22 protein-coding genes are annotated in these 22253 nt (G+C 72.6%); 8 read left to right on the top strand and 14 right to left on the bottom strand.

Going from position 1 to position 22253, the window contains the following annotated elements; genetic code table 11:
• Positions 1 to 178: 178 nt before the first annotated feature.
• The 5 genes from DLJ53_RS03970 to DLJ53_RS03950 all read right to left on the bottom strand — a co-directional run bounded on the left by DLJ53_RS03970 (position 179) and on the right by DLJ53_RS03950 (position 6099).
• Positions 179 to 1261: a M24 family metallopeptidase gene (locus tag DLJ53_RS03970; protein WP_162408863.1), complete on the bottom strand. Its 1083-nt coding sequence runs from the start codon at positions 1259 to 1261 to the stop codon at positions 179 to 181.
• Between the two features lie 793 nt (positions 1262 to 2054).
• Positions 2055 to 2744, bottom strand: coding sequence for an alpha/beta hydrolase (locus DLJ53_RS03965; RefSeq protein WP_111342537.1), 690 nt, complete (start codon positions 2742 to 2744; stop codon positions 2055 to 2057).
• Complete coding sequence (locus DLJ53_RS03960; protein ID WP_111342535.1) at positions 2741 to 3655, bottom strand: ring-cleaving dioxygenase; 915 nt, start codon at positions 3653 to 3655, stop codon at positions 2741 to 2743. The genes DLJ53_RS03965 and DLJ53_RS03960 overlap by 4 nt, the downstream gene beginning before the upstream one ends.
• 294 nt (positions 3656 to 3949) lie before the next feature.
• Positions 3950 to 5149 (bottom strand): acetylornithine deacetylase, encoded by a 1200-nt coding sequence (gene argE / locus DLJ53_RS03955; RefSeq protein WP_211100537.1) that lies wholly within the window; start codon positions 5147 to 5149, stop codon positions 3950 to 3952.
• The gene (locus DLJ53_RS03950; protein ID WP_111342531.1) at positions 5146 to 6099 is read right to left on the bottom strand and encodes a DUF6963 family protein; all 954 of its coding nucleotides are present in this window, start codon (positions 6097 to 6099) and stop codon (positions 5146 to 5148) included. Before DLJ53_RS03950 ends, argE begins: the two co-directional genes overlap by 4 nt.
• An 889-nt stretch (positions 6100 to 6988) precedes the next feature.
• On the opposite strand from DLJ53_RS03950, the gene DLJ53_RS03945 reads away from it, so the two are divergent.
• Positions 6989 to 7231, top strand: a complete 243-nt coding sequence (locus DLJ53_RS03945; protein WP_146619883.1) for a hypothetical protein — start codon at positions 6989 to 6991, stop codon at positions 7229 to 7231.
• Positions 7232 to 7291: 60 nt separating this feature from the next.
• Here DLJ53_RS03945 and DLJ53_RS03940 read toward each other — a convergent pair whose 3' ends face one another.
• The 3 genes from DLJ53_RS03940 to DLJ53_RS03930 all read right to left on the bottom strand — a co-directional run bounded on the left by DLJ53_RS03940 (position 7292) and on the right by DLJ53_RS03930 (position 10535).
• Positions 7292 to 8908: a TRAP transporter large permease gene (locus tag DLJ53_RS03940; RefSeq protein ID WP_111342527.1), complete on the bottom strand. Its 1617-nt coding sequence runs from the start codon at positions 8906 to 8908 to the stop codon at positions 7292 to 7294.
• A gap of 1 nt (position 8909) precedes the next feature.
• The gene (locus DLJ53_RS03935; protein WP_111342525.1) at positions 8910 to 9452 is read right to left on the bottom strand and encodes a TRAP transporter small permease subunit; all 543 of its coding nucleotides are present in this window, start codon (positions 9450 to 9452) and stop codon (positions 8910 to 8912) included.
• A gap of 96 nt (positions 9453 to 9548) precedes the next feature.
• Complete coding sequence (locus DLJ53_RS03930) at positions 9549 to 10535, bottom strand: TRAP transporter substrate-binding protein (RefSeq protein WP_319005032.1); 987 nt, start codon at positions 10533 to 10535, stop codon at positions 9549 to 9551.
• Between the two features lie 257 nt (positions 10536 to 10792).
• Here DLJ53_RS03930 and DLJ53_RS03925 point away from each other — a divergent pair, with 257 nt between their 5' ends.
• Genes DLJ53_RS03925 through DLJ53_RS03910 form a run of 4 tightly spaced genes read left to right on the top strand, consistent with a single transcriptional unit; the run spans position 10793 to position 13135 of the window.
• Positions 10793 to 11554, top strand: coding sequence for a gamma-glutamyl-gamma-aminobutyrate hydrolase family protein (locus tag DLJ53_RS03925; protein ID WP_111342521.1), 762 nt, complete (start codon positions 10793 to 10795; stop codon positions 11552 to 11554).
• Between the two features lie 2 nt (positions 11555 to 11556).
• The gene (gene nthA, locus DLJ53_RS03920) at positions 11557 to 12174 is read left to right on the top strand and encodes a nitrile hydratase subunit alpha (RefSeq protein WP_111342519.1); all 618 of its coding nucleotides are present in this window, start codon (positions 11557 to 11559) and stop codon (positions 12172 to 12174) included.
• Complete coding sequence (locus DLJ53_RS03915; RefSeq protein WP_111342517.1) at positions 12171 to 12782, top strand: nitrile hydratase subunit beta; 612 nt, start codon at positions 12171 to 12173, stop codon at positions 12780 to 12782. Before nthA ends, DLJ53_RS03915 begins: the two co-directional genes overlap by 4 nt.
• Positions 12779 to 13135 (top strand): nitrile hydratase accessory protein, encoded by a 357-nt coding sequence (locus DLJ53_RS03910; RefSeq protein ID WP_111342515.1) that lies wholly within the window; start codon positions 12779 to 12781, stop codon positions 13133 to 13135. Before DLJ53_RS03915 ends, DLJ53_RS03910 begins: the two co-directional genes overlap by 4 nt.
• 374 nt (positions 13136 to 13509) lie before the next feature.
• Here DLJ53_RS03910 and rsmD read toward each other — a convergent pair whose 3' ends face one another.
• Together rsmD and DLJ53_RS35720 are read right to left on the bottom strand one after the other, a co-directional pair.
• Complete coding sequence (rsmD, locus tag DLJ53_RS03905; protein ID WP_111344055.1) at positions 13510 to 14070, bottom strand: 16S rRNA (guanine(966)-N(2))-methyltransferase RsmD; 561 nt, start codon at positions 14068 to 14070, stop codon at positions 13510 to 13512.
• A gap of 84 nt (positions 14071 to 14154) precedes the next feature.
• Complete coding sequence (locus tag DLJ53_RS35720; protein ID WP_162408861.1) at positions 14155 to 16551, bottom strand: pseudouridine synthase; 2397 nt, start codon at positions 16549 to 16551, stop codon at positions 14155 to 14157.
• A 66-nt stretch (positions 16552 to 16617) separates the two neighbouring features.
• Between DLJ53_RS35720 and DLJ53_RS03895 the strand changes: the two genes are divergently transcribed.
• Both DLJ53_RS03895 and DLJ53_RS03890 read left to right on the top strand, forming a co-directional pair.
• A complete protein-coding gene (locus DLJ53_RS03895) occupies positions 16618 to 17046 on the top strand; it encodes a nucleoside deaminase (RefSeq protein ID WP_111342511.1) in 429 nt (142 codons plus the stop codon).
• 156 nt (positions 17047 to 17202) lie between these two features.
• A complete protein-coding gene (locus DLJ53_RS03890) occupies positions 17203 to 17967 on the top strand; it encodes a hypothetical protein (protein WP_146619882.1) in 765 nt (254 codons plus the stop codon).
• Between the two features lie 89 nt (positions 17968 to 18056).
• Here DLJ53_RS03890 and DLJ53_RS03885 read toward each other — a convergent pair whose 3' ends face one another.
• Complete coding sequence (locus DLJ53_RS03885) at positions 18057 to 18476, bottom strand: DUF2934 domain-containing protein (protein WP_111342507.1); 420 nt, start codon at positions 18474 to 18476, stop codon at positions 18057 to 18059.
• Between the two features lie 296 nt (positions 18477 to 18772).
• Here DLJ53_RS03885 and DLJ53_RS03880 point away from each other — a divergent pair, with 296 nt between their 5' ends.
• Positions 18773 to 19336 (top strand): sugar O-acetyltransferase, encoded by a 564-nt coding sequence (locus DLJ53_RS03880; RefSeq protein WP_111342505.1) that lies wholly within the window; start codon positions 18773 to 18775, stop codon positions 19334 to 19336.
• A 34-nt stretch (positions 19337 to 19370) separates the two neighbouring features.
• Here DLJ53_RS03880 and DLJ53_RS03875 read toward each other — a convergent pair whose 3' ends face one another.
• Genes DLJ53_RS03875 through DLJ53_RS03865 form a run of 3 tightly spaced genes read right to left on the bottom strand, consistent with a single transcriptional unit; the run spans position 19371 to position 22101 of the window.
• Positions 19371 to 19676 carry an AtuA-related protein gene (locus DLJ53_RS03875; RefSeq protein ID WP_111342503.1) on the bottom strand — a complete coding sequence of 102 codons (306 nt, stop codon included), beginning with the start codon at positions 19674 to 19676 and terminating at the stop codon, positions 19371 to 19373.
• Between the two features lie 12 nt (positions 19677 to 19688).
• Positions 19689 to 21020: an acyclic terpene utilization AtuA family protein gene (locus DLJ53_RS03870; protein WP_111342501.1), complete on the bottom strand. Its 1332-nt coding sequence runs from the start codon at positions 21018 to 21020 to the stop codon at positions 19689 to 19691.
• 34 nt (positions 21021 to 21054) lie between these two features.
• A complete protein-coding gene (locus DLJ53_RS03865; protein ID WP_111342499.1) occupies positions 21055 to 22101 on the bottom strand; it encodes a cyclase family protein in 1047 nt (348 codons plus the stop codon).
• Positions 22102 to 22253 lie beyond the last annotated feature (152 nt).

Raw genomic sequence — 22253 nt, 5'->3', positions numbered from 1 at the left:
GGGTTCCTGTTCACCGTGATGAAACACCGAGCAATTCCGGAACGGGACCTTCGGCGTTGAACCACGTCAGGGCAAGCGCGATCGGCCTCACGGCGTCCTTTCCCCTCTTCGCCGCGGCCGATGCCATCGGCCGTCGCGGCGCGCCCGAGACGACGCCCCGGCGCGGACGGCCCGCGCCTCAGTCGATGACGGCGAGGCCGCGCGGGAAGTGCGTCAGCACCTCGCAGCCGTTGGACGTCACCCGCACGCTGTCGCCGATCACCATGCCGAAGTCCTCGCGGAAGACCGTCGGCACGAGGTGGAACGTCATGTTCTCGCGCAGCGTGGTGCTCTCCTGCGGGCGGATCGAGTAGATGTGCCCCTCCGCCCAGTTCGGCGGAAAGCCGATGCCGATGCCGTAGCCCGTGCGGCTGTCGAGCAGCGGTTCCACGTCGTACATGTCCATCGTCTCGCGGCAGATCAGATCCACCTCGCCGGTTGTGATCCCGGGGCGGATCGCCGCGACGGCGGTCTCCAGAAGCGCGATCAGCGCCTCCGCGGCCTCCGCCTGCTCGTCCGTCGGCGGACCGACGACCGCCGTGCGCGCCATCATCGCGTGGTAGCGGTCGACGCAGCCGGCCCCCTCGATCACCACGACGTCGCCGCGCTCGATCACCTTGCGCCGCCAGGGCGCGTAGCAGTACCCGGTGCGCCGGCCGGACAGCACCATCGGCGGCATGGAGACGAACTCGCTCCCCGCCGCGATCGACCCCTGATAGAGCGCGGCGGCGACGTCGTTGTCCGTCGCGCCGGCCCGCACGGTCGAAAGGGCGGCGCGCATCCCGGCCTCGACGGTGCCGGCGGCGAGGCGCATCCGGTCGATCTCCGCCGGCACCTTGGCCCGCCGGCGGGCCTCGATCACACCGTCGAAGTCCTCGAAGTCGAGCGGCACGGTGCGCATCATCTTGCGGTAGTTCTGAACGCTCAGGTACCGCGAGCTCGTCTCAAGCCCGACCCGTCCGCTGAAGGGGATGTGCCCGCACAGCACGACGACGGGATCGTCGCTGGCCTCGATCCTGAAGACCTCGCCGATGGTCGGGAGGGCGTCCGCCAGCTCGGCGTTCTCGGTCCGCGTGACGAGAGTCGGCAGCCCCTCGCGCGGCACCAGCATGGCCTGGAAGCTGAAGTAGCCGAGGGTCTGGTAGCCGGTCAGCCAGAAGATGTTCTCGGGGTCGAAGAGCAGCACGGCCTCGAGGCCCCGCGCCACGACTTCACGTTGCACGGAGGCAATTCGCTTGCGCAGCAGGGCCTCGTCGAACGGCAATTCATCACGACGGATACGACGTCCGTCGGCACGCGCCAACTCGTTCGACACTCCTGTGCTACACCCTTCTTCCTGCTCGGCAATTGTATATTTCATAGGCCGGGCACCGCTTCAAATCTCTTTTCGACGGCCTGGCCGCAACCCTCGTTATGACCCCGGTACCGTTCGCATGCCTCGGAACCGGCGGCCGCTGCGGATCGGCCGCCGGGAGTGCCCGGCCCCGCCGTCCGGCCCGGGAGCGAACCGGCAAGCCGCCTGCTTCTCTGGAGCATGAACCGGGTCCCAATGTTCGCGTACGCCAGGAACCGCTTCGTCCCTCACCCTCGAGGCGGTCGCACTCTTCGAGCGGATCGAAGCGGTATATTTTGCTCTATTGGAGATCAATCCGGTCGCGGCCGCATTGCGATATGACAATTCGCGCGGAATTACTCTCACGATTCCGCGGATTTCGTCCCGGGCCCGCCGAGTAGCGCACGGCGACGCTGCGCCCGCCCGCACGATCGACCCGGGACGGCGTTCGGCGGGAGATGACGAAGAAGGGGATGGAGCGTTCGGCCGTGGGTTCGCGGCGAGGCCGGACCGGAGGCCCGTCTACCGGGAGCCGGCCGGCAAAATTCCGGCATGTCGGAGCCGGACCCTGTGATCGCGCAGACGGGTGCGGCGATCGGCACGGAGGTCGCGGGCGGCGTCCAATGCCCGCGTCCTCCGTCTCTCGACGCTCCGGCGGTTGTCGCTGGAGCGGGCCGCCTGCTCAGGCGTTGAGCGCGGCGCGCAGGGCGACGACGTCGCCTTCGGTCAGGCCGTGGCCCACGCCGGGCTCGACCGCGAGCTCGACCGCGGCCCCGGCGGCGGTGAAGACGTCGGCGCTGTCGCGCGCCCGCCGCAGCGGGATGTGCGGATCCTGCGCGTGGACGCTGATGCGGACGGGCAGCCCGGTCAGGTCCGCGTCGTAGTCGAACCGCTTGGGGGCGTGGCCGTAGAGGTCGGCGCTCGACGGTCCCGCCGCGTCAGCGGTCCCGATCAGCCCCGCAGAGAGCCCGAACACGGCCGCGAACGGATATCCCCGCCGCGCGGCATATTCGAGCGCCAGACAGCCGCCCTGGCTGAAGCCGAGCAGGACGATGTCGCGGGGCCGGTAGCCCTCCTCCTCGGCCACTGCGAGCGCCCGGTCGACGGCACGGACCGCCGCCTCGACGTGGGGCTTGATGGTCGCGGTCGGCGCCAGGAAGCTCGTCGGCCACCAGGTGCGGCCGGCCGCCTCCGGGGCGAACACGGGAAGGTCCGGGAAGCCGAGGCTCTGGACGAGGCCGCCCATGTCCTCCGCCCCCGCCCCGCGCCCGTGGAGACCGATCACCGCCCTGCGCGCCCCCGCGCCGGACGGCCCGAACCGGACGAGCCGGCCGGCGCCGTGGACGTCCCCGGGGGTGCCTTTAGCACTCATGCCGGAACCTTGATCGGCGGCAGGATCTCCTCGATCCGCCGGCGATAGCCCTCGTACTGCGGCGGCAGCTTCAGCGCCTCGCCCAGCGTCTCGGGCGCCTCGTCGACCGCGAAGCCCGGGGGATCGGTCGCGATCTCGAACAGCACGCCGCCCGGCTCACGGAAGTAGATGGCATTGAAGTACTGCCGGTCGATCACCGGGGTCACATCGAACCCGGCCGTCCGCAGCCGCTCCTGCCAGGCGAGCTGGTCCGCGTTGTCGTGCGCCCGGAAGGCGACGTGATGGATCGTCCCCGCGCCCTGCCGGCCGATCGACCGCCCCGGATCGCGCCGCAGGTCGACAATGCCGCCGGGGCCGCCGTCCGCCGCCTGGAGCCGCAGCCGCGAGACGCCGCCGACCGTCTCCTCGCCAACCTCGCGGTAGCCGAAGATGTCGGTCAGAAGCCGCGCCGTGGGCTCCGGGTCGGCGAGGCGGAGCGTCACCGAGTGGAAGGTGTGCGCCACGTCCGGCGCGCCGTCGGTCTCGACGATCTCGACCGGCATCCCGTCCGGGTCCTGCAGCGCCACCACGCGGGCGCCGAAGCGCTCGGCCGGCCCCTCGAAGTCCACCGCGGACAGCGCCAGCTGCTCCATCGCGCGGTCGAACGCGCCGGGAGCGACCGCGTAGGCCACCGTCTCGGCCATGCCGGGACCGGCGCGGCCGGGGCCCGCGTCGACGAACGGGAAGAAGGTGAGGATCGTGCCGGGGGAGCCCGCCTCGTCGCCGTAGTAGAGGTGATAGGTGCCGGGGTCGTCGAAGTTGACGGTCTTCTTCACCAGACGCTGGCCCAGCGTCCTGACGTAGAAGTCCACATTCTCCTGCGGCGACCCGCAGATGGCCGTGACGTGGTGCAAGCCGATGATCCCAGTCATGCCCGGCCTCCTTGCCGAAGTCATGCTGCCGGTGGCCCCGGCACAACCGGCCGGCCCCGACGCAAAGGTCTACAAATAGCCGCGCCAGGACGACGGGCACCGCGCGGATGATCCATGTCCCCGCGACATTCTATTAGGCCCGATCGTTCGCGACGTTTTGTCAGATATGAACAAAATTCGCCGCCGCACATGCAGCCGGCGGAGGGGTGACCCGCGCCGTGCGCCGATGTGACGCCGCCCCGAAGCCCCCATCGCGCGCGCGGCCACCGGATGCACCGGACGGGGAACGGCCCCTCAGCGCAGGGAGGCGACGACCCGCTCCAGCATCGCCTCGCCGGCGGCGAGCTGGCCGAGGGCGATGAACTCGTCCGGCTTGTGGCCCTGGTCGATGCTGCCCGGCCCGCAGACCACCGACGGGACCCCGGCCGCCTGGAAGAACCCGGCTTCCGTCCCGAAGCTCACCTTGATCGGCGGGGCCCCCGCCCCGGCCGCCTGCAGCAGCTTCGCCGTCGCCCCGGCGGGGTCGGCGTCGAGGCCGGGGTAGGCCCCGATGGGCACGATCTCGATGCCGGCCGCCGGGTGGGTCTTCCTCGCCTGCTCCACGACCCGCGACGCCGCCTCCTCGATCCGGGCCAGGATGGCGGCCGGCGGCTCGCCCGCCAGGTGCCGGATCTCGAACTCCAGCACGGCTTCGGACGGGACGATGTTGAGTGCCGAGCCGCCCTGCAGCGTGCCGACATGGATCGTCGATGTCGCGACGCCGTAGGCCTCGTCCCGCGCCCCCTCCCGCGTCAGCCGCTCCTGCTCGGCGCGCAGGATGGCAACGACGTCGGCCGCGAGGTGCAGCGCGTTCATGAAGCGCGGCGCGTCGGAGGAGTGGCCCGCCTCGCCCCGGCAGACGACACGGTAGGACGCCTTGCCCTTGTGCCCCACGGCGACCTCGAGCCCGGTCGGCTCGCCGATCACCGCGTGGTCGGGCCTGCCGATGGTCGTCTCCAGCGCGCCGATCATCTCGGCGATGCCGACGCAGCCGATCTCCTCGTCGTAGGAGAGCGAAAGCTTCAGCGGCCGCGACAGCTCCATGCGGGACGCCCTCACCGCCGCCGCGAGGGCGAGCGCCGCGTAACCCTTCATGTCCGTGGTGCCGCGCCCGTACACCTTGCCGTCGCGCTCGGTCATCCGGAACGGATCGGTGGTCCAGCCCTGCCCGGCCACCGGCACCACGTCGAGGTGCGCCGACAGCAGCACGCCCCCCGGCCCCGCCGGACCGACCCGGGCGAAGAGCCCCGTGCGTGTCCCGGTCCGGTTCGGCAGGCGGTGCACCTCCGCCCCGTGACCGGCCAGAAGCTCGGCGGCGTACTCTGCGATGTCGGTGTATCGCTCCGCCGTCACCACGGAAGGAAAGGCGATCAGGCGGTCGAGGATCCCGAGCGCCTCCGCGCTCGGCCTTCCGCCGCAACCCGGGCTCCCGGCTTCGGGTCCGGCCACGCTCACGACCCCTCGCCCGCCGCCGCGGCGTAGGGGACGGCGACCGCCGTCCGGCCGCCGAGGCTGATGAGCTTTGCGTTCTCGACCACGGTATCCGGCTCCATCGTCGTCAGTCCGAGCAGCCGTCCGTCGCGCACCACGGGGGTGCCCAGCGGGACGGCCGCGCAATTGTGCCGGCCACGGAGGTGGGCGGCAACGTCGGTCTCGATCCACTCCGCCGCGCCGTTCCTGCCGACGACGACGCGCCGCGCCTCCGCCAGCACCAGCGGCGTCCCGGCCTTGACCGTCACAGCGCCCACCGCCGCCGCCGGCACCATGACGCCGAGCGCGATCTCCACCAGCAGCGGCGCGAGGTGGAGGCGCGGGCGGATCGCGTTGTGCAGGATCCGGACCGCCGCGCCGTCCTCTGCCCCGCCCGCCGCGCCGAGGTCCGGCCGCTGCGTGACGAGGCGGCTGTCGAGCGCGGCGATCCCCCGCCCCGGCCCCAGCGCGATCAGCCCCGCGTCGACGTCCGGGAGTGGCGACAGGACCGCCGAGAGCGCCGCCGCGGCCGGCGCACCGCCCGCCATCTCCGCCAGCACCGCGGCGTTCACGGCGCGCCCGTCCGGACCGATGGTATTGGGAAGGCGGTGGCCGGTGACGAGCCCGACGGCCGCGTCCGCCGCCAGGAACTGCGCGAGCGGCACCGGACGGTCCGGCCCGGAGGAGATCACCGCCGCGAAGGGCGCCTGTGCCACGTCCGGCGGCGGCTCCACCCCGGTCGTCTCGCCGGCGGTGAAGAGCGTCGCCGAGCCGCCGCGCTGCGTCTCCGCCCGGACGAGCCGTCCGTCCGCAGTGATCGCCGCGAACGCCGCGAAGCCGCCGATGGCGCCCACGGCGACGCGTTCGGCGGCGGCCAGCGCCCGATAGACCGCAAGGCCCGCCCGCGGTCCCGCCGCGCCAATCCCGATCGTCACGCCGCGACAGCCTCCTCCGCTCCGACACCCCAAGGCGACAGGCTGCCAGATGCGACCCGGCATGGCGAGCCGGCCCCGCAGACTTCGCGCGGCGGTTCCCCCCGCCGATCGGGCAACCGACGTCGAAGCGCCCACCCTTCGGCGGCGCGACCGCGCTCGGCACGTCGCCCTCGAACCCGATCCGCCGCCGGCGGCGGATCGGCCGCCGCGACCGCCGGCTGCAGCATGTCGGTCTCCCCGGCGAGGACCCGCCCGGAGAGGCGTCGCCCTGACAAGGCTCCGAGGGAGCCTCCCGAGGCCCGAGGCTCGCGGCGGGGTCAAGCGTTCGCCCGGAGCCACGCGCAGCGCAGCGAGCATGGCGAGGACGGGCGCTTGACGCCGCCGCGAGCCGACCCAGCGTGGAGGAGGGTTTGGGGTGACCGGAGCGCAGGCGCAGCCGAGCACCGGATCATCCCCAAAGCCTGCCGGCCGGCGAGGCGGGGGAGCGCGAGGGGGAACACCCTCGCATGCGGCCGCGCCGCCGCCGCTACGGCCGCGTGGTCGCCCCCTCCCGTCCGCCGCCCCAACGGCGCCGCCATAACAGCAATACGCCCGTCGTCGCCCCTGACGTCAGCCCCGCCCCGGATCCCGCTGCTGCGGCGGCGTTTTCATACCCTTTGGGTTAGTTTCGCGGCGCCGAAGTGATAGGGCGGGCGCATCGTTCGGATCGCGCCGCGGTTGCATTCGGTTAGCCGCTCGCGCACTTTACCGACACAGGCCGCGCCGTCTCGGCAGCCGGCCGCCAACGGCAGGTCCGCTCGCATCGATGGTCCCTCACGGGTGGAGGCGTTGAAGATCACGCCTCGACGGGGGCGTGCGCGTGCCTGCGGACCGGATGGGATGGACGCCGATGCCACGTCTGGGCATGCATCATACCGGGGAGCCCCGGATCGCCTTGGCCGCTCCGCGGCCGCAGGCGCGGGCGATCGTCGACGCCGACTTCGAGCCCGTTCCGCTCGACCGTCCCGCTCCCGCCCGCCCCACGGCCGCGCACCCTGCGCGGGCACCGGGGGCGGAGACAGCGGCCGCGCCCGCCCCCGCCAGGGGACCGCGCGCGGTGCTTCAGCTCGTGGCGGACGGCATCATCGTCTGAGCGCCGCCGCGTCCGGGAGGCCGCAGCGGCGGGCTGGAGCCGCCGGCCACCGATACCCGGTCAGTCGGCGTACATCGCCGTCGGCAGCCAGGTGGCGAGCTGCGGCAGGTACCACAGCGCGACCAGCATGCCGATCTGGATGAACACGAACGGGATGATGCCGCGGTAGATCGCCATGGTGGAGACCTGCGGTGGCGCGACGCCCCGGAGGTAGAAGAGGGCGAACCCGAACGGCGGCGTCAGGAACGAGGTCTGCAGGTTCACCGCCATCATGATGCCGAGCCAGATCGGGTTCATGGTCGACCCGTCGGGCATCTGCAGCATCAGGAGCACCGGCGCGACCAGCGGCACGACGACGAAGACGATCTCCAGGAAGTCCAGGAAGAACCCCAGGACGAACATGATCAGCATGACCGTGATCATCGCCCCGAGCGCGCCGCCCGGGATGCCCTGCAGCGCCTCGGCGACCATGTCGTCGCCGCCGAGGCCGCGGAACACCAGGCTGAAGAGCGCCGCGCCGATCAGGATGACGAACACCATCGCCGAGATCTCGGTGGTCGAGCGCACGATGGATGTCAGGACGCCTGAGCGCGCGACGCGCACCAGCGAGACCAGGATGCCGAGGGCGAGGACCACCAGCAGCGCCGCCGCGGCGTAGATGCCGATCATGTCGGCCTCGGAGATCTCCGTGCGGGAGATCCGCAGGTCCATCGTCGCCACCAGCACCAGAAGGCCGACGAGCGCGGCCGCCGCGGCGTAGATCATCAGCGGCCGGTCCTCGTCGAGGCGGTAGCCGGCGAGGAGGAGCGCGCCGACGCCGCCCATCGCCGCCGCCTCGGTCGGCGTCGCGATGCCGGCGAGGATCGAGCCCAGCACGGCGACGATCAGCACGATCGGCGGCACCAGGGCGTGGCCGATCCGCTTCAGCGTGATGGGGTTGGCGTCGTCGCGGGGGACCGGCGGGGCCAGCTTCGGGAACAGGAACGCCACGACGATCATGTAGACGATGTAGCAGAGCACCAGCAGGATGCCCGGCACCAGCGCCCCGGCGAAGAGGTCGCCGACCGAGACCGGCGGCCCCGGCACGAACGAGAAATCGCCGTTGGCCCACGCCTGCTCCTGCAGGACGCGCTGGCTCTCCTGGTAGGCGTTGGAGATCTGGTCGCCCAGGATCACGAGGACGATCGAGGGCGGGATGATCTGCCCCAGCGTGCCCGACGCGGCGATCGTGCCAGAGGCCAGCGCCGGCGAGTAGCCGTAGCGCAGCATCGTCGGCAGCGACAGGAGGCCCATCGTGACGACGGTGGCGCCGACGATGCCGGTCGAGGCGGCCAGCAGCGCGCCGACGATGCAGACCGCGATACCCACGCCGCCGCGCATCGGCCCGAAGAGCTGGCCCATGGTGGAGAGGAGCTCCTCCGCGACGCGGCTGCGCTCCAGCGTGACGCCCATGAAGACGAACAGCGGCACCGCGATCAGCGTCTCGTTCGTCATCGTGCCGTAGATGCGCTGCGGCAGCGCGTTCACGTACGAGAAGTCGAAGACGCCGTTGAGGACGCCGAGCCCGGCGAAGATCAGGCCCGTTCCGGCGAGGGTGAAGGCGACCGGGAAGCCCGAAAGCAACAGCACGATCGCCGCGCCGAACATGGCGACGTCGAGGTAGTTGGCGAGATCCATGTCAGGCGCCCTTGATCGGTTCGACCGTGGGCTCGACCGGGGGCAGCCTGTGCCCTGACAAAACCAGCGCGGATCGGATGATGATGGTCACCCCTTGCGCGGCAAGGAGCATGCCCGTCGCCGGAATCGCGGTCTTCAGGAGGAAGACCGCCGGGATGCCGGAGGCCTCGCGCGAGGACTCCAGGATGCGCCACGAGCTCGCGACGTAGCTCCAGCTCGTCGTGACGATGATGATGGAGACGGGGATGAGGAGGAAGATGGAACCGAGGAGATTGACCCATGCCCGGTATCGGATCGACGCGTCGCGGTAGATGATGTCGACCCGGACATGCCCGTCCTCCGACAGCGTGTAGGCCGCCGCGAGCATGAACAGGAAGCCGTGCATGTAGACGAGCGACTCCTGCGCCCACAGATTGCCGACACCGAAGACGTACCGCGCCACGACGACGCCGAACTGTACGAGTACCATCGCAAGGGCCAGCCAGGAGACGACCTTGCCGATCGCCCGGTTGGTGTTGTCGATGGCCGTGGCGAGAAGTTCCATCCCTTCACCTGAAACAAAACGCGGCGCGGGACCGGTGAGGGCCGCCGCGCCGTCCGTGACATGTCGCCGCCGGCCGGAGCCGGCGCGGAGTGAGACTCAGCCTCCGTAGGCGCGCTGACGGGCGTTGGCGTAGGCCTGGTCCGACACGCGGGTCCAGTCGCCATACTCGGTCCGCGCCTTGCGGTAGCTCTCCAGGACCTTCTTGGCCAGTGCGTCATAGTTGCCGGTGGCGTCGACGACCTTGTCCGACGCCTCGGCGAACGCGGCGAAGATCTCGTCCGGGAATTCCTTCAGCTGCACGCCGTGCTGGGTGACGAGCGTGGTGAGGGCCTGGCCGTTCTTCGCCATGAACTCGGCATAGCCGTAGTTGTCCTCGGCGAGGCAGGCCGCCTCGATCGCCGCCTTGTCCTGGTCGGACAGCTCGTTGTACGCGGCCATGTTGACGCCGCAGCTCACCTGAGCGCCCGGGTCGTTGAAGCCGGGGTAGTAATAGTTCTTGGCGATGCGGTAGAAGCCGAACGCGAGGTCGTTCCACGGGCCGACCCACTCGGCGCCGTCGATCGCGCCGGTCTGCAGGGCCTGGAAGATCTCGCCGCCCGGCAGCGCGACGACGTTGACGCCGAGCTGCCGCAGCGCCTCGCCGCCGAGGCCCGGCATGCGGAACTTCAGGCCCTTGAGGTCGTCGAGGGTGTTGACCTCGCCCCGGAACCAGCCGCCCATCTGGGTGCCGGTGTTGCCGCACGGGAAGGGTTTCACGCCGAACTGGTTGGACAGCTCGTTCCAGAGCTCCCAGCCGCCGCCGTGCATGACCCAGGCCTTCATCTCGCTCGCGAGGAGGCCCAGCGGCACGGTCGTGAAGAAGGAGAAGCTCGGGTGCTTGCCCTGGAAGTAGTAGTCGGCGGCGTGGTAGATCTCGGCGGTCCCGTTGGACACCGCGTCGAACGCCTCGAACGCCGGGACGAGCTCGCCGGCGGCGAAGAGCTTGACCGTGATGCGCCCGTCCGTCAGCCTCGAGATCCGGTCGGCGGTGCGCTGCGCACCGGTGCCGAGACCCGGATAGTTCTTCGGCCACGTGGTGACCATTTTCCACTCTTTGCGGCCTTGCGAAATAGCCGGAGACGCCAGGGTCGTTCCGGCCGCGACAGCGCCGGAGCCCATCAAAAACGAACGGCGATCCATCCAATCCTCCCCACAAACGCGCGCTACCGTTGAACGCTGGTGCGAATTTTGAGCGCGACGTGTAGTCTGAATGAGACGCGTGAGACAAGTCCCCATCCACGCTGTCAAGTTGCTAAGTCGCCGGACTTGACGGCCTTTCGTCGGTCCGAAGGAGAAGCTGAATGGCCCCGCCCCTGGTCGTCGTAACCTCAGATGCGATCACGCATAACGATGCGTCATGGTCCGGTACGCCGTCGACGTACGTCACCGCGGTCGCCGTCTCCGGGTGCATGCCGGTCCAACTTCCGGTGATCGCGCAAACGCTTGATCCGGCACCGCTTCTGGACGTCGCCTCGGGGGTGCTCGTCACCGGATCGCGCTCCAACGTCCACCCGCCGCTCTACGGCGCCGAGGCGACGGAAGAGGCCGGACCCTACGACGAGGCCCGCGACCGGACCACGCTGCCGCTGATCCGCGAGACGCTGCGCCGCGGACTGCCGCTCCTGTGCATCTGCCGCGGCGTGCAGGAGCTCAACGTCGCGCTCGGCGGATCCCTCCACGCAGAGTTGCACGAGGTCGAGGGCCGGAACGACCACCGCTCGCCGCCGCAGCCGGACCTCGACGCGCGCTTCGCGCTGCGCCACGACGTCACCGTCGCCAGGGGCGGCTGCCTCGCCGCGATCCTCGGCGACGGCCCGGTGTTCGTGAACTCGGTCCACCGGCAGGGGATCGACCGGATCGCCGACGGCCTGACCGTCGAGGCCCTCGCCGAGGACGGCACCGTCGAGGCCGTCAGCGTCACCGGCGCCAGGGCCTTCGCGCTCGGCGTCCAGTGGCATCCCGAGCACTGGGTCCGCACGGACCCCGCCTCGAAGGCCATCTTCGAGGCCTTCGCCGACGCCTGCCGCGCCGCCCAGTCCGCCCGCACCAAGGAAGCCGCCTGACCATGGACGACCACGACCACGATCACAGCCACCTCTCCGAGATGGAGGTGCGGGTGCGCGCCCTCCAGTCGCTGCTGGAGGCGAAGGGCCACGTCGACCCCGGCGCCATCGACGAGCTGATCACCCTCTATGAAAACGAGGTCGGCCCGCAGAACGGCGCCAGGGTCGTCGCCAGGGCGTGGGCCGACCCCGCCTATGCCGAGCGCCTCTTCACCGACGCCACCGCCGCCATCGCCGAGCTCGGCTTCACCGGACGCCAGGGCGAGCACATGGTGGCGCTCAAGAACACGCCCGAGGTGCACAACATGGTCGTGTGCACCCTCTGCTCCTGCTACCCGTGGTCCGTGCTGGGCGTGCCGCCGGTCTGGTACAAGTCCGCCCCCTACCGCGCGAAGGCCGTCGCCGACCCGCGCGGCGTCCTCGACGACTTCGGCGTCTCGATCCCCGCCGACACGAAGATCCGCGTCTGGGACTCCACCGCCGAGGTGCGCTACCTCGTCGTGCCGATGCGCCCGGACGGCACCGATGGCCTGTCGGAGGAGGAACTCGCCGCCCTCGTCACCCGCGACTCGATGATCGGTACCGGCGTCGCCCTCGCCCCGGCCGGAGAGCCGGCGTGAACGGCCCGCAGGACCTCGGCGGCGCCCACGGCTTCGGCCCCGTCGTGCCGGAGGCGAACGAGCCCGTCTTCCACGCCCAGTGGGAGCGCGAGGTCTTCGGCCTCACCCTCGCGATGGGCGCCACCGGCCGCTGGACGCTCGACCACTCCCGCTACCTGCGCGAGACGCTGCCGCACGTGACCTACTACACGGCGGGCTACTATGGGATCTGGCTCGGCGCGCTGGAGCGCCTCGTCGCCGAGATCGACCTCGACCAGCCGTCCCGCGTCCTCACCCGCGAGAACGTGCGCCCCGCCATGGCGCGCGGCGGGCCGACCGACCGTCCCGGCCCCGCCCCGGCATACGCCGTCGGCGACAGGGTGCGCGTCAGACCCATGCACCCGGCGACCCACACCCGCGCCCCCGCCTACGTCCGCGGCCACACCGGCACGGTCGTCACCGTCCACGGCTCCTTCGTCTTCCCGGACACCAACGCCCACGGCGAGGGCGAGAACCCCGCCCCGCTCTACACGGTGATGTTCCCCGCCAGCGAGCTCTGGGGACCCGACACCACCGCGAGCGACGTCTGCGCCGACCTCTGGGAACCCTACCTGGAACCCGCGGCATGAGCGCCCCGGCCAGGGGCCCCGACGCGGTCCCGACCCTCGCGGACCTCGCGAAGGACGACGCCCCCGCGTTCGCCGCCCCGTGGGAGGCGACCGCGTTCGCCCTCAGGGCCCACCTCCTCGAGCGCGGCCTCATCGACCCCGCCGCCTTCGCCGCGATCTACGGCGAGGAGCTCCGCCGCGGCCACCCCGCCCCCGAGGACGGCACCGCCGACTACGTCGCCTTCGTCCGCGCCCTGGAACGCGCCCTCGCCCCCATCGCCCCGGACGGCGACCTCACCGCCGAACAGCAACGCTGGCGCGACGCCGCCGACGCCACCCCCCACGGCCAGCCCATCACCCTCCCCGGCCGCTGACCGGCGCCGGATTCGGGCGGCCCCGGTGATGACGAGCCGCGACAGAGGGGACGGAACGATACCGGAGAATTCGGGAGCGGGCGGGAAGGCCGCGGCCTCCGGCGGGCTCGGGCTCACCAACGATCAGCCCGCCTGACCGTCGGAGCCACCGTCGCGCTTGCCCCCTGGCAGCAGCCAGGACCCGGTGCAAGGGCAAGCGGCTTCGCCGGCCTCCGGCCCCTTGCACCGGGTCCCGGCCGCCGCCGTTCAGGGGGCGCGACGGCGGCTCCGACGATCAGGCTCCCGCCCCGGATTGCGTAAGCACCGCGCAGAGGGAGCGAGCTGGGAAAAGGATGATGATCTCTTCGGGAGCCCGCGGAAGGGGCTGCCCGGATTTACGCGCGCGCCGTGCGGACGAAGAAGCCCACCGCGCTCTCGCCGGCCTCGCGCACGAACGGCTCCTCGAAGCCCTCGATCGCGGCGGGCATCGCGTCCGCGCGCTCCTCCAGCACCGCGATCGCGCCGTCGGCGAGCCACCCGCTGGCGAGCGCCTCCCCGAGCGCCGCCTCGCCGAGGCCGTGGCCGTAGGGCGGATCGGCGAACACCACGTCGAACGGCGGCACCGGGCACGGCCCGAGCTTGGTCGCGTCGCGGCGCCACACCCGGGTCACGCCGAGCGCGCCGACCGCCTCGACATTGCGCCGGATCACGGCCCGCGCCTCCGCCCCCGTCTCGACGAAGAGCGCAAAGGTCGCCCCGCGTGACAGCGCCTCGATGCCGAGCGCGCCCGTCCCGGCGAAGAGGTCCAGGACGCGCGCGTCCTGCACCGGATCGTCGAAACGGTGGGCGAGGATGTTGAAGATCGTCTCGCGCAGCCGGTCCGTCGTCGGCCGCGTGGCGTCGCCCCGGGGGGCGTGAAGCGCCGTGCCGCGATGCCGGCCGCCGACGACCCGCATCAGACCGCGCCCCGCCGCGCCCGCGCGGGCGACGGAGCACGGCCGCCGCAACGGCGGCCGGTCGTCGTCACGCGCATCGGCAGGTCAGGTCCGCGTCGGCTTCGGACGGCCGCCGCCGGACGGGCGGTAGGAGGAGCGCCCCGGACGATCGGGACGCGGCCCCTGCGGCTTGTCGTGCCGCGGCGGCCTCGCCCCCTTCGGCTCGAACTTGCGGCCCTCGCTGCGGCGCTCGCCACGGTCGCCACCGGCCGGTTTGCCGCGCGGTCCGGTGCGCGCCTCGCCGCCCTCGCCGCCGCGCGGCGCGCTGCTGCGCTTCGGGCCGCCCGGCTTGCGGAAGGCGCCGTCGCGCGGGCCACGCTCGCCGGGACCGCGCGACCGCGAACCTTCGCCGCCGAACTGACCGCGCGGACCATCCTTGCCGCGGCCGCCGGGCTTGTCGCCCCAGCTGCGGCCGCCGCTCTTGCCCTCGCCGCCGAAGCGCGGGCGCGCGCCGTCGTGCCGGGGCGGCCGTCCGCCCTCGGAACGCCCCGTGCGTCCCTCGCGCGGCTCGTACCCCTTGCGCTCGCCGTCGCCGTCGCGCCGCGGCGTCCAGCTGCGCTCCGGACGCGCCGATCCCCCGCCATCGCGGCCGAAGGACCGGCCGCCGGTGCCGCCCGGCCGGTCCCGGCCCTCACCGCCACGGCTCCAGCCGCCGCCGCTCGAACCGCCCCGATCGGGGCGGGACTGCCGATCGCCCTGGCCGAAACGCGGACCACTGCCGCCACGCGGCTCGAAGCGCCGGCCGCTGTCCGGACGCCCGCCGCGCGGGCGATCGTCGGACCGGCGCTCGTGCCGCTCCCCGCCCTCGCGCGAGCCGTACTCGCGCCGCTCGCCACGGTCCGACCCACCGCGCGAGCCATATTCCCGCCGCTCGCCGCGGTCCGAGCCGCCCCGCGAGCCGTACTCGCGCCGCTCGCCACCGTCCGAGCCGCCACGCGAGCCATACTCGCGCCGCTCGCCACCGTCCGAGCCGCCACGCGAGCCATACTCGCGCCGCTCGCCGCGATCCGAGCCGCCACGCGAGCCATATTCCCGCCGCTCGCCGCGGTCCGAGCCGCCACGCGAGCCATACTCGCGCCGCTCGCCACCGTCCGAGCCGCCGCGCGAGCCGTATTCCCGCCGCTCGCCGCGGTCCGAGCCGCCACGCGAGCCGTACTCGCGCCGCTCGCCACGGTCCGAGCCGCCGCGCGAGCCGTACTCGCGCCGCTCGCCACGGTCCGAGCCGCCGCGCGAGCCGTACTCGCGCCGCTCGCCGCCGTCCGAGCCGCCGCGCGATCCGTGTTCGCGCCGCTCGTCGCGACCGAAGCCGCCACGGGCGCCGCCGCGATCGTCGCGGCCGCGGCCCTCGTCCCGGCCCCGGCGGTCGTCGCGGTCCGACCAGCGCTCGTCGCGTTCATGACTCTGGCGATAGTCCGAGTAGGCGCGGCTGCCGGACTCGTCGAGCACGCGCGCGCCCGGACGCGACCGCGCGCCGTCGTTCGCCGGCCCGCGGCTGCCGCCCCGCGCATCGCCCGGACGCCCGTCGCGCCCGCCAAAACCTTTGCTCCCGGAGAAGCCCTTGCTCCCGCCGGAGCGCGTGTCGTCGCGGCGACCGGCGCCGGCGCGCGCGTCGTCCCGTCGGCCGCCCCCGCCCGGCTTCTCGCCGCGTCCCGGGCGCGCCGGCTTCGCCTTGAGCACCGTCGCCGCCACCGGGGATTCGAAGTCCGCCTCCGCCTCGGCCGCCAGACGCGGCCCGAGCTGGTCCTTCAGCTGTCGCGTCGGGATCTCCACGACCTCGCCGCGCGGCAGCTCGCCGAGCTGGAACGGCCCGTACGACACGCGGATCAGCCGCGAGACCTGCAGCCCCAGCGAGCCGAGGACGATCTTCACCTCGCGGTTCTTGCCTTCCGACAGCGCCACCGTCAGCCACGAGTTGTCGCCAGTGTCGCGGTCCACCGTCACGTGGATCGGACCGTAGAGGACGCCGTCGACCGCCGTCCCCTCGGCAAGGCTCGCCAGCTTCTCCTTGTCGATCGGCCCGTGCACCCGCGCGCGGTACTTGCGCGTCCACCCCGTCGCCGGCAGCTCCAGCACCCGCGCCAGGCCGCCGTCGTTGGTGAGGATGAGCAGCCCCTCGGTGTTGATGTCGAGACGCCCCACCGTGACCACGCGCGGCAGCGACCCCGGCAGCGCATCGAACACCGTCGGCCGGCCCTCGGGGTCGTGGTTGGTGGTGACGAGGCCGCGCGGCTTGTGGAACATGAAGGCGCGCGTGCGCAGGCGCTGCGGAATCGGCTGCCCGTCGACGCTGATCACGTCGCTCTCGGTCACCGTCACCGCCGGCGTGTCGAGGGTGACACCGTTGACGGACACGCGCCCGGCCTCGATCATGGCCTCCGCCTCGCGGCGCGAGGCCACGCCCGCCCGTGCGATCACCTTGGCGACTCGGTCGCCTTTCGCCATACCGGGTTCCGGATCGCTGGCCTCAGGGGGGGACGTGTCGGACATCGTCAAACCTTCGTGACGTTCATGGAGCATGCGCTGGCCGAGGCACGCCTGGCGGCGGAGCGCGGCGAAGTGCCGGTCGGGGCGGTGATTGTCAAGGACGGTGCGATCCTAGCGTCGGCCGGCAACCGCACCCTCGCCGACCTGGACCCCACAGCACATGCCGAAATCATCGCAATCCGATCCGCCGCTCGGGTCATCGGATCCGAACGGCTTCTCGATTGCGATCTGTACGTCACATTGGAGCCCTGCGCCATGTGTGCCGCAGCGATCAGTTTCGCAAGGATCCGGAGACTTTATTTCGGAGCGCTCGACCCGAAAGGCGGTGCCGTGGAGAGCGGACCCTGCCTCTACACCCATTCGACGGTTCATCATAGACCCGAAGTGTACGGCGGCTTCGCCGAAACCGAGGCCGCCCGCCTCCTCGAGGCGTTTTTTCGCGCCCGCCGCTGACGCCGCCCCGCCGCGACCGCGAAAACCCCGCCGCTTCCGGCCCGGCACACGCCGAGGGTGCTGGCCGAGCCACGCGCCCGCGTCATATCAGCGTTCCCCGCATTCGATTGGCCGCGCCGCCATGACTTTGCCGCGCCGAGGCTCCAAGACCGCGCCATGACTGCGCCGACGCCCCCTCCCGACGCCACCCGGTATCGCATGCCGCCCGCGACGCCGCGCCGCCGCGGCCACGCCGCCACCGGCTTCCTCGCCGGCCTCGTCCTCGCGGCCTTCCTCGCCGCCGGCACCGCGCTCGCGTTCCTGCCCCCGGCCTACGGCGGCCGGCCGGACTGGTTCCGCGGCGGCCCGCCGGGGGCGCCGGTCCTGCCCGCCTCGGTCGGCACCGTCACCTGGGGCGACCTCGTCCCGCCGGAGACCAACCTCGTCTTCTACGACATGATCGCCTCGCTGCGGGAGATGGCGCAGGCGCTGCACGGTCCGACCCGCTCCGCCTTCTACCTCCTGCGCCCCGAACATCCGCTCAACTCGATGGAGGCCCGCACGCACGCCGAGACGACGATGACGGACCTCTTCGACGGCGCCGCCGAGGAGGCCGGCTGGCAGCGCGACGACCGCTTCCGCCACGAGGGCTGGGCCTTCACGTCCACCGGCTACGAGAAGGACGGCTACCTCTTCGTCATCGCCGCGATGGGACGGCGCGTGCAGCCCGGCCGGAACGGCCGGCCGGTGCAGATCGGCGGCGAGGTCGGCGACTGGTCGGGCCCCGACGACGCGCTGCCGCTCGCCGTCTTCACCGACCTGCCGCGCCAGGACGTCCTGCGCGCCACGTGGCTCTCACCCGAATCCTGGATCCGCGACAACCGCCCGGGCGCGAGCCCCGGCGGCGAGACCACCCTGCAGGACTACCTGAAACAGCACTAGGCCACGCCCCGCGCTCCATCGGGCGCGGGACCCGGCGTGGCGAACGGGACCCGGCCCCTCTCCCGTTCCGGGGAGGAGCGCGGCCCGCCTCAGTGGGCGGTCGCCCCGGCGTCGGCGTCGTCCGCCGAGGGTGCGCGGCGCTTGCGCCGGGACGCCTCGCCCGGCATGTCCGCCCTGTCCGCCTTGGCGGCGGCCTTCGCGCCCGCCGGCTTCGCTGCCCCCTTGGCGCCGCCCGCCTTGGCGGGAGCCTTCCCCGCCTTGGCCTTCGCCGCCTTCCCCTCGGCCGCCTTCGCCTCGGCGGGCCTCGCCTGCGCGGCCCTGGGCTCGGCCCGTTTCGGCGGGCAGTCCGCGGCGATCGCGGTCGCGGCGAGGGCGATCAGGCGCTCGGCCCGAAGCTCGCTCTCGGCGCGCAGCCAGTGGTCTTGCTCGAGACCACCGGGCCGGCCGGCCTTCTCCCAGATCGTGTAAGCGCGCTCGCGGATGCGCGCATCGTCGATGCAGTCCAACATCGCGGAATCCCCTGACACATCACGCCCTGACTGGCCAACAACACTCGAGTCCCGGGCCCTCGTCCATGGGCACCCCGCCAGACTAGGAGGGAAATCCAAAGCAAATCTTAACCATCAACAGGAGTCCCCTGCCTTGCCCGGGACTTGGCCCCGTCGACCGCGCCCGCGCGTGGACGGACCGCGGCCGGGGACCGCCGCAGGCACAGGCGGCGCTGGAACGCCCCCGTCCGGCCCTGTAGCCAGAGGGGCGCGCCGGCGCCCCTCGTCCGGCGACGCGCACGGGAGGACCTCAGCGAATGTCTCATCGGCCCGGCGCCACCGTCGTTCATGCACGCACGCCCGAGTCCGCCGCCATGGTGGCGGAGACGAGGCGCGTCATGGCGCTCACCGCGCGCCTCAACCGCCTGACATTCGACGATGCCGCCGAAGTCCGCGCCCTCCTCGGCGAGATCATCGGCCGCCCGGTCGACGACAGCGTCCTCCTGCTGCCGCCCTTCTTCGCGACCGGGGGCAGGAACACGACCATCGGGCGCAACGTCTTCATCAACCAGAACTGCACGCTCTACGACCTCGGCGGCGTCACCATCGGCGACGAGGTGATGATCGGCCCCAACGTCAGCATCATCACGTCCGGCCATCCGGTCGAGCCGGCCGGCCGGCGGTCCGTTACCGTCGCCGAGCCCATCGTCATCGGGCGGAACGTCTGGATCGCCGCCGGGGCGACGATCATCGGCGGCGTCACCATCGGCGAGAACTCCGTCGTGGCCGCGGGCGCGGTGGTGACGCGGGACGTTCCGGCGAACGCGCTGGCCGGCGGCAATCCGGCGCGCGTCATCCGCACGCTCGCCCCGTCCGCCTGACACCCCGCCTCCCGGAGGCGGCCCGGCCGGCGCCCTACTCCGGCAACTCCATGTCGAGGAGCACGCCGGACAGGCACTTGCCATGCGCGTCCTGCGCCAGCGAGCGGGTGACGCCGCCGCGCAGCGCGCCCTTCAGCACGAAGTTGAGCGCGCCGAGCTGCGGCAGCGCGAAACGCGTCACCTCCCCGGTCACCATCGCGCCGAAGTGCGCCCTCACCCGCTCCGCCGTCACCTCGCGCTCCAGCCGCGCGAAGTCCGCCTTGTCGTAGGCGATGACGGAGAGGTTCGAGGTGTTGCCCTTGTCGCCGGCGCGCGCGTGCGCGATCTCACCCAGCCGCATGTCTCGCCCCCGTCAGTTGACCACCGTCACGCGCGGCGCGACATCGTTCTCCGGGACCAGCGCCGAGGCGATCGCCAGCACCTCGCGCACGCCCCTCGTGACGCCGCCGCCGCCCGCCGGGCCGCACAGGTACAGCGCCTCGACCTCCTGGCCGATGCGCGCCGCCGCCTCGCGGTCGTCCGTGCGCGCCGCGAAGCGGACCCGCACTTCCGCCGGCTCCCCGCGCGCGGCGGCCCCCTCGAACACGCTGTTGACGCCGATCAGCTCGCCCCGCACCTCGCGGCAGGCGATCCCCGTGAGCGCCATCCGCTCCCTCAGGATCTCCAGCGCGAGGCGCCCGCGCGCCTCCGCCCCGGTGCCGGCGTAGGAGATCTGCCCCTCGCCGATGAACCCGTCGCGGTAGCCGACCGAGACCTTGTAGAGCCCGCTGCGCGCCCGACCGTCCCCGCCCTCGACGCGCACGAGGTCCGGCCCGGCCTCGCGGACGGTCACGGCGGAGAAGTCCGCCGCCACGTCGGGCTGCAGGTAGGCGGCCGGGTCGTGCACCTCGTAGAGGAGCTGCTCGGTCACCGTCGCGGCGTCGATCCGCCCGCCGGACCCGGCCACCTTGCCGATCGTCAGGCCGCCGTCCGCGTCCACCTCGCCGATGGGAAAGCCGATGCGCGCCAGATCGGGCACGTCCTTGCGGCCCGGATCGGCGAAGTAGCCGCCGGTGATCTGCGCCGCGCATTCCAGAAGATGCCCGGCGACGGTCCCCCGGCCGAGCCGCGTCCAGTCGTCCATCGCCCAGCCGAACTCGTGGACCAGCGGCCCGAGGAAGAGCGCCGGGTCGGCCGCGCGCCCGGTGACGACGATGTCCGCCCCGGCCCCCAGCGCCTCGGCGATCGGCCCGGCCCCGAGGTAGGCGTTGGCCGAGATGACCGCGTCGCCCAGCGAGGAGAGCGGCGCGGCCAGCTCCTCCAGCATCGGGTCCGCCCGCCGGAGGACGTCCAGCACGTCGTCGCCCGTGACTGCCGCGACCACGGGGTTGAGCCCCAGCTCGCGCGCGATCGCCCGCACCCGCGACGCGGCGGCGACGGGGTTCGCGGCCCCCATGTTGGTGACGATCCGCACGTTGCCGGCGGCGCAGGCCGGCAGCACCGCGCGCATGCGCGCCTCGAGCAGCGGGTCGAAGCCGCCCTCGATGTCGCCCAGCCGCGCCTGCTGCGCCAGCGCGATGGTGCGCTCCGCCAGGCACTCGAACACCAGGTAGTCGAGGCGGCCCTTCTCCGCGAGCTCCACCGCCGGATCGATCCGGTCGCCGGAGAACCCGGCGCCCGCCCCCAAACGCACCGTCCGCGTCACGCCCGTCCCCCTCGCTGGCCCGCCCGCCGCCGCCTCAGACCGTGGCGATCGGGTTGGCGGGGCTTCCGACCGCACCCGGAAGGCGCAGCGGCGGCGCCGTCAAGAGGAAGCGGTAGCGCCCGCGCGCGCGCAGCCACTCGGCCAGCGGCGTCAGGTGCCACAGCTCGCCGAGGTGGATGCCGTTCTTGAACAGGCAGTGCTCGTGGAGCGGCATCTGCGCGCACGGCGTCTCGTGCCCCTCCTGCGCGGGTAGCCCCTCCACGGCGTAATTGTCGGCGATCAGCACCGCGAGCCCGCTGTCGGAGATCCAGTTCAGCAGCCTGCCGTCGCGCCCGTTGAGCACGGCGCAGAGGGAGTGGAGCGCCTCGGCGTCGGGCGTCTTCCTCATCTCCAGCACGCGCTGCCCGAAGCCGGTGTGGAGGCACACCATGTCCCCGGTCTCGACCTCGACGCCGTCCGCCTCCATGACGCGCATCAGCTCGTCGTAGCCGACGAAGGTGCGCGCGTCGCCGTAGTGTGCCCGCAGGTCGACCATGACGGCGCGGCCCTGCACGCCGTGCGCGGCCATCCCCTCGATGCCGAGCCGGGTGGCGCCCGAGGTGCTCTCCCGGCTCGTCCCGTCGCCCATGCCGCAGTCGGCGAGCGAGCTCGGCCCCCTGATGTCCTCGTCGGCGCGGAAGCCGTTGTAGTAGACCTTCTCGGCCACGCCGTCGCCGTCGGCGTCGAAGCGCGAGCCGACGTGGCAGAGCGCGTCCCACTGGGTCGAATACTGCAGATGCAGGATGACGAGGTCGTCGCACACGACGTCGGTGACCTGATCGCCGATCGCCGCGTTGAAGTTGGGCATCGTCTCGCGCATCGTCGGGCGCAGGACAGGCGGGTAGCGGCGCGGGTTGAGGAGGTTGCCGCCCGGGTAGTCGAGCGGCAGGCTGAGCGAGAAGGTCACCCCCTCCCGGACTTCGGCGACACCCTGGCGCACCTTCTCGGGGGTGATGAGGTTGAGCCGACCGAGCTGGTCGTCGGGGCTGAAGTCGCCCCAGTTCGCGCCCTCGGGACGCTGCACCCAGCGCGGATTGTCCATGTCGTGTCCTCCCTGCCGTGTCCCCGGCTTGCGGAAGGTGTAGCACCACATTTCCCCCGCTGCACAATCCCCCGGACCAGCGGCGCCGCGCCCCGCGCCGACGGCACCCCGCTCCCGCCGCCCCCGACCGGGGCGGCCCCGCTCGCACGGCC

It is taken from the genome of Acuticoccus sediminis, from assembly GCF_003258595.1.
In the GTDB taxonomy this organism is placed as follows: Bacteria; Pseudomonadota; Alphaproteobacteria; order Rhizobiales; family Amorphaceae; genus Acuticoccus; species Acuticoccus sediminis.
The sequence above is the reverse complement of the archived record's forward strand: the minus strand, read 5'-3'. Positions and strand labels throughout refer to the sequence as shown.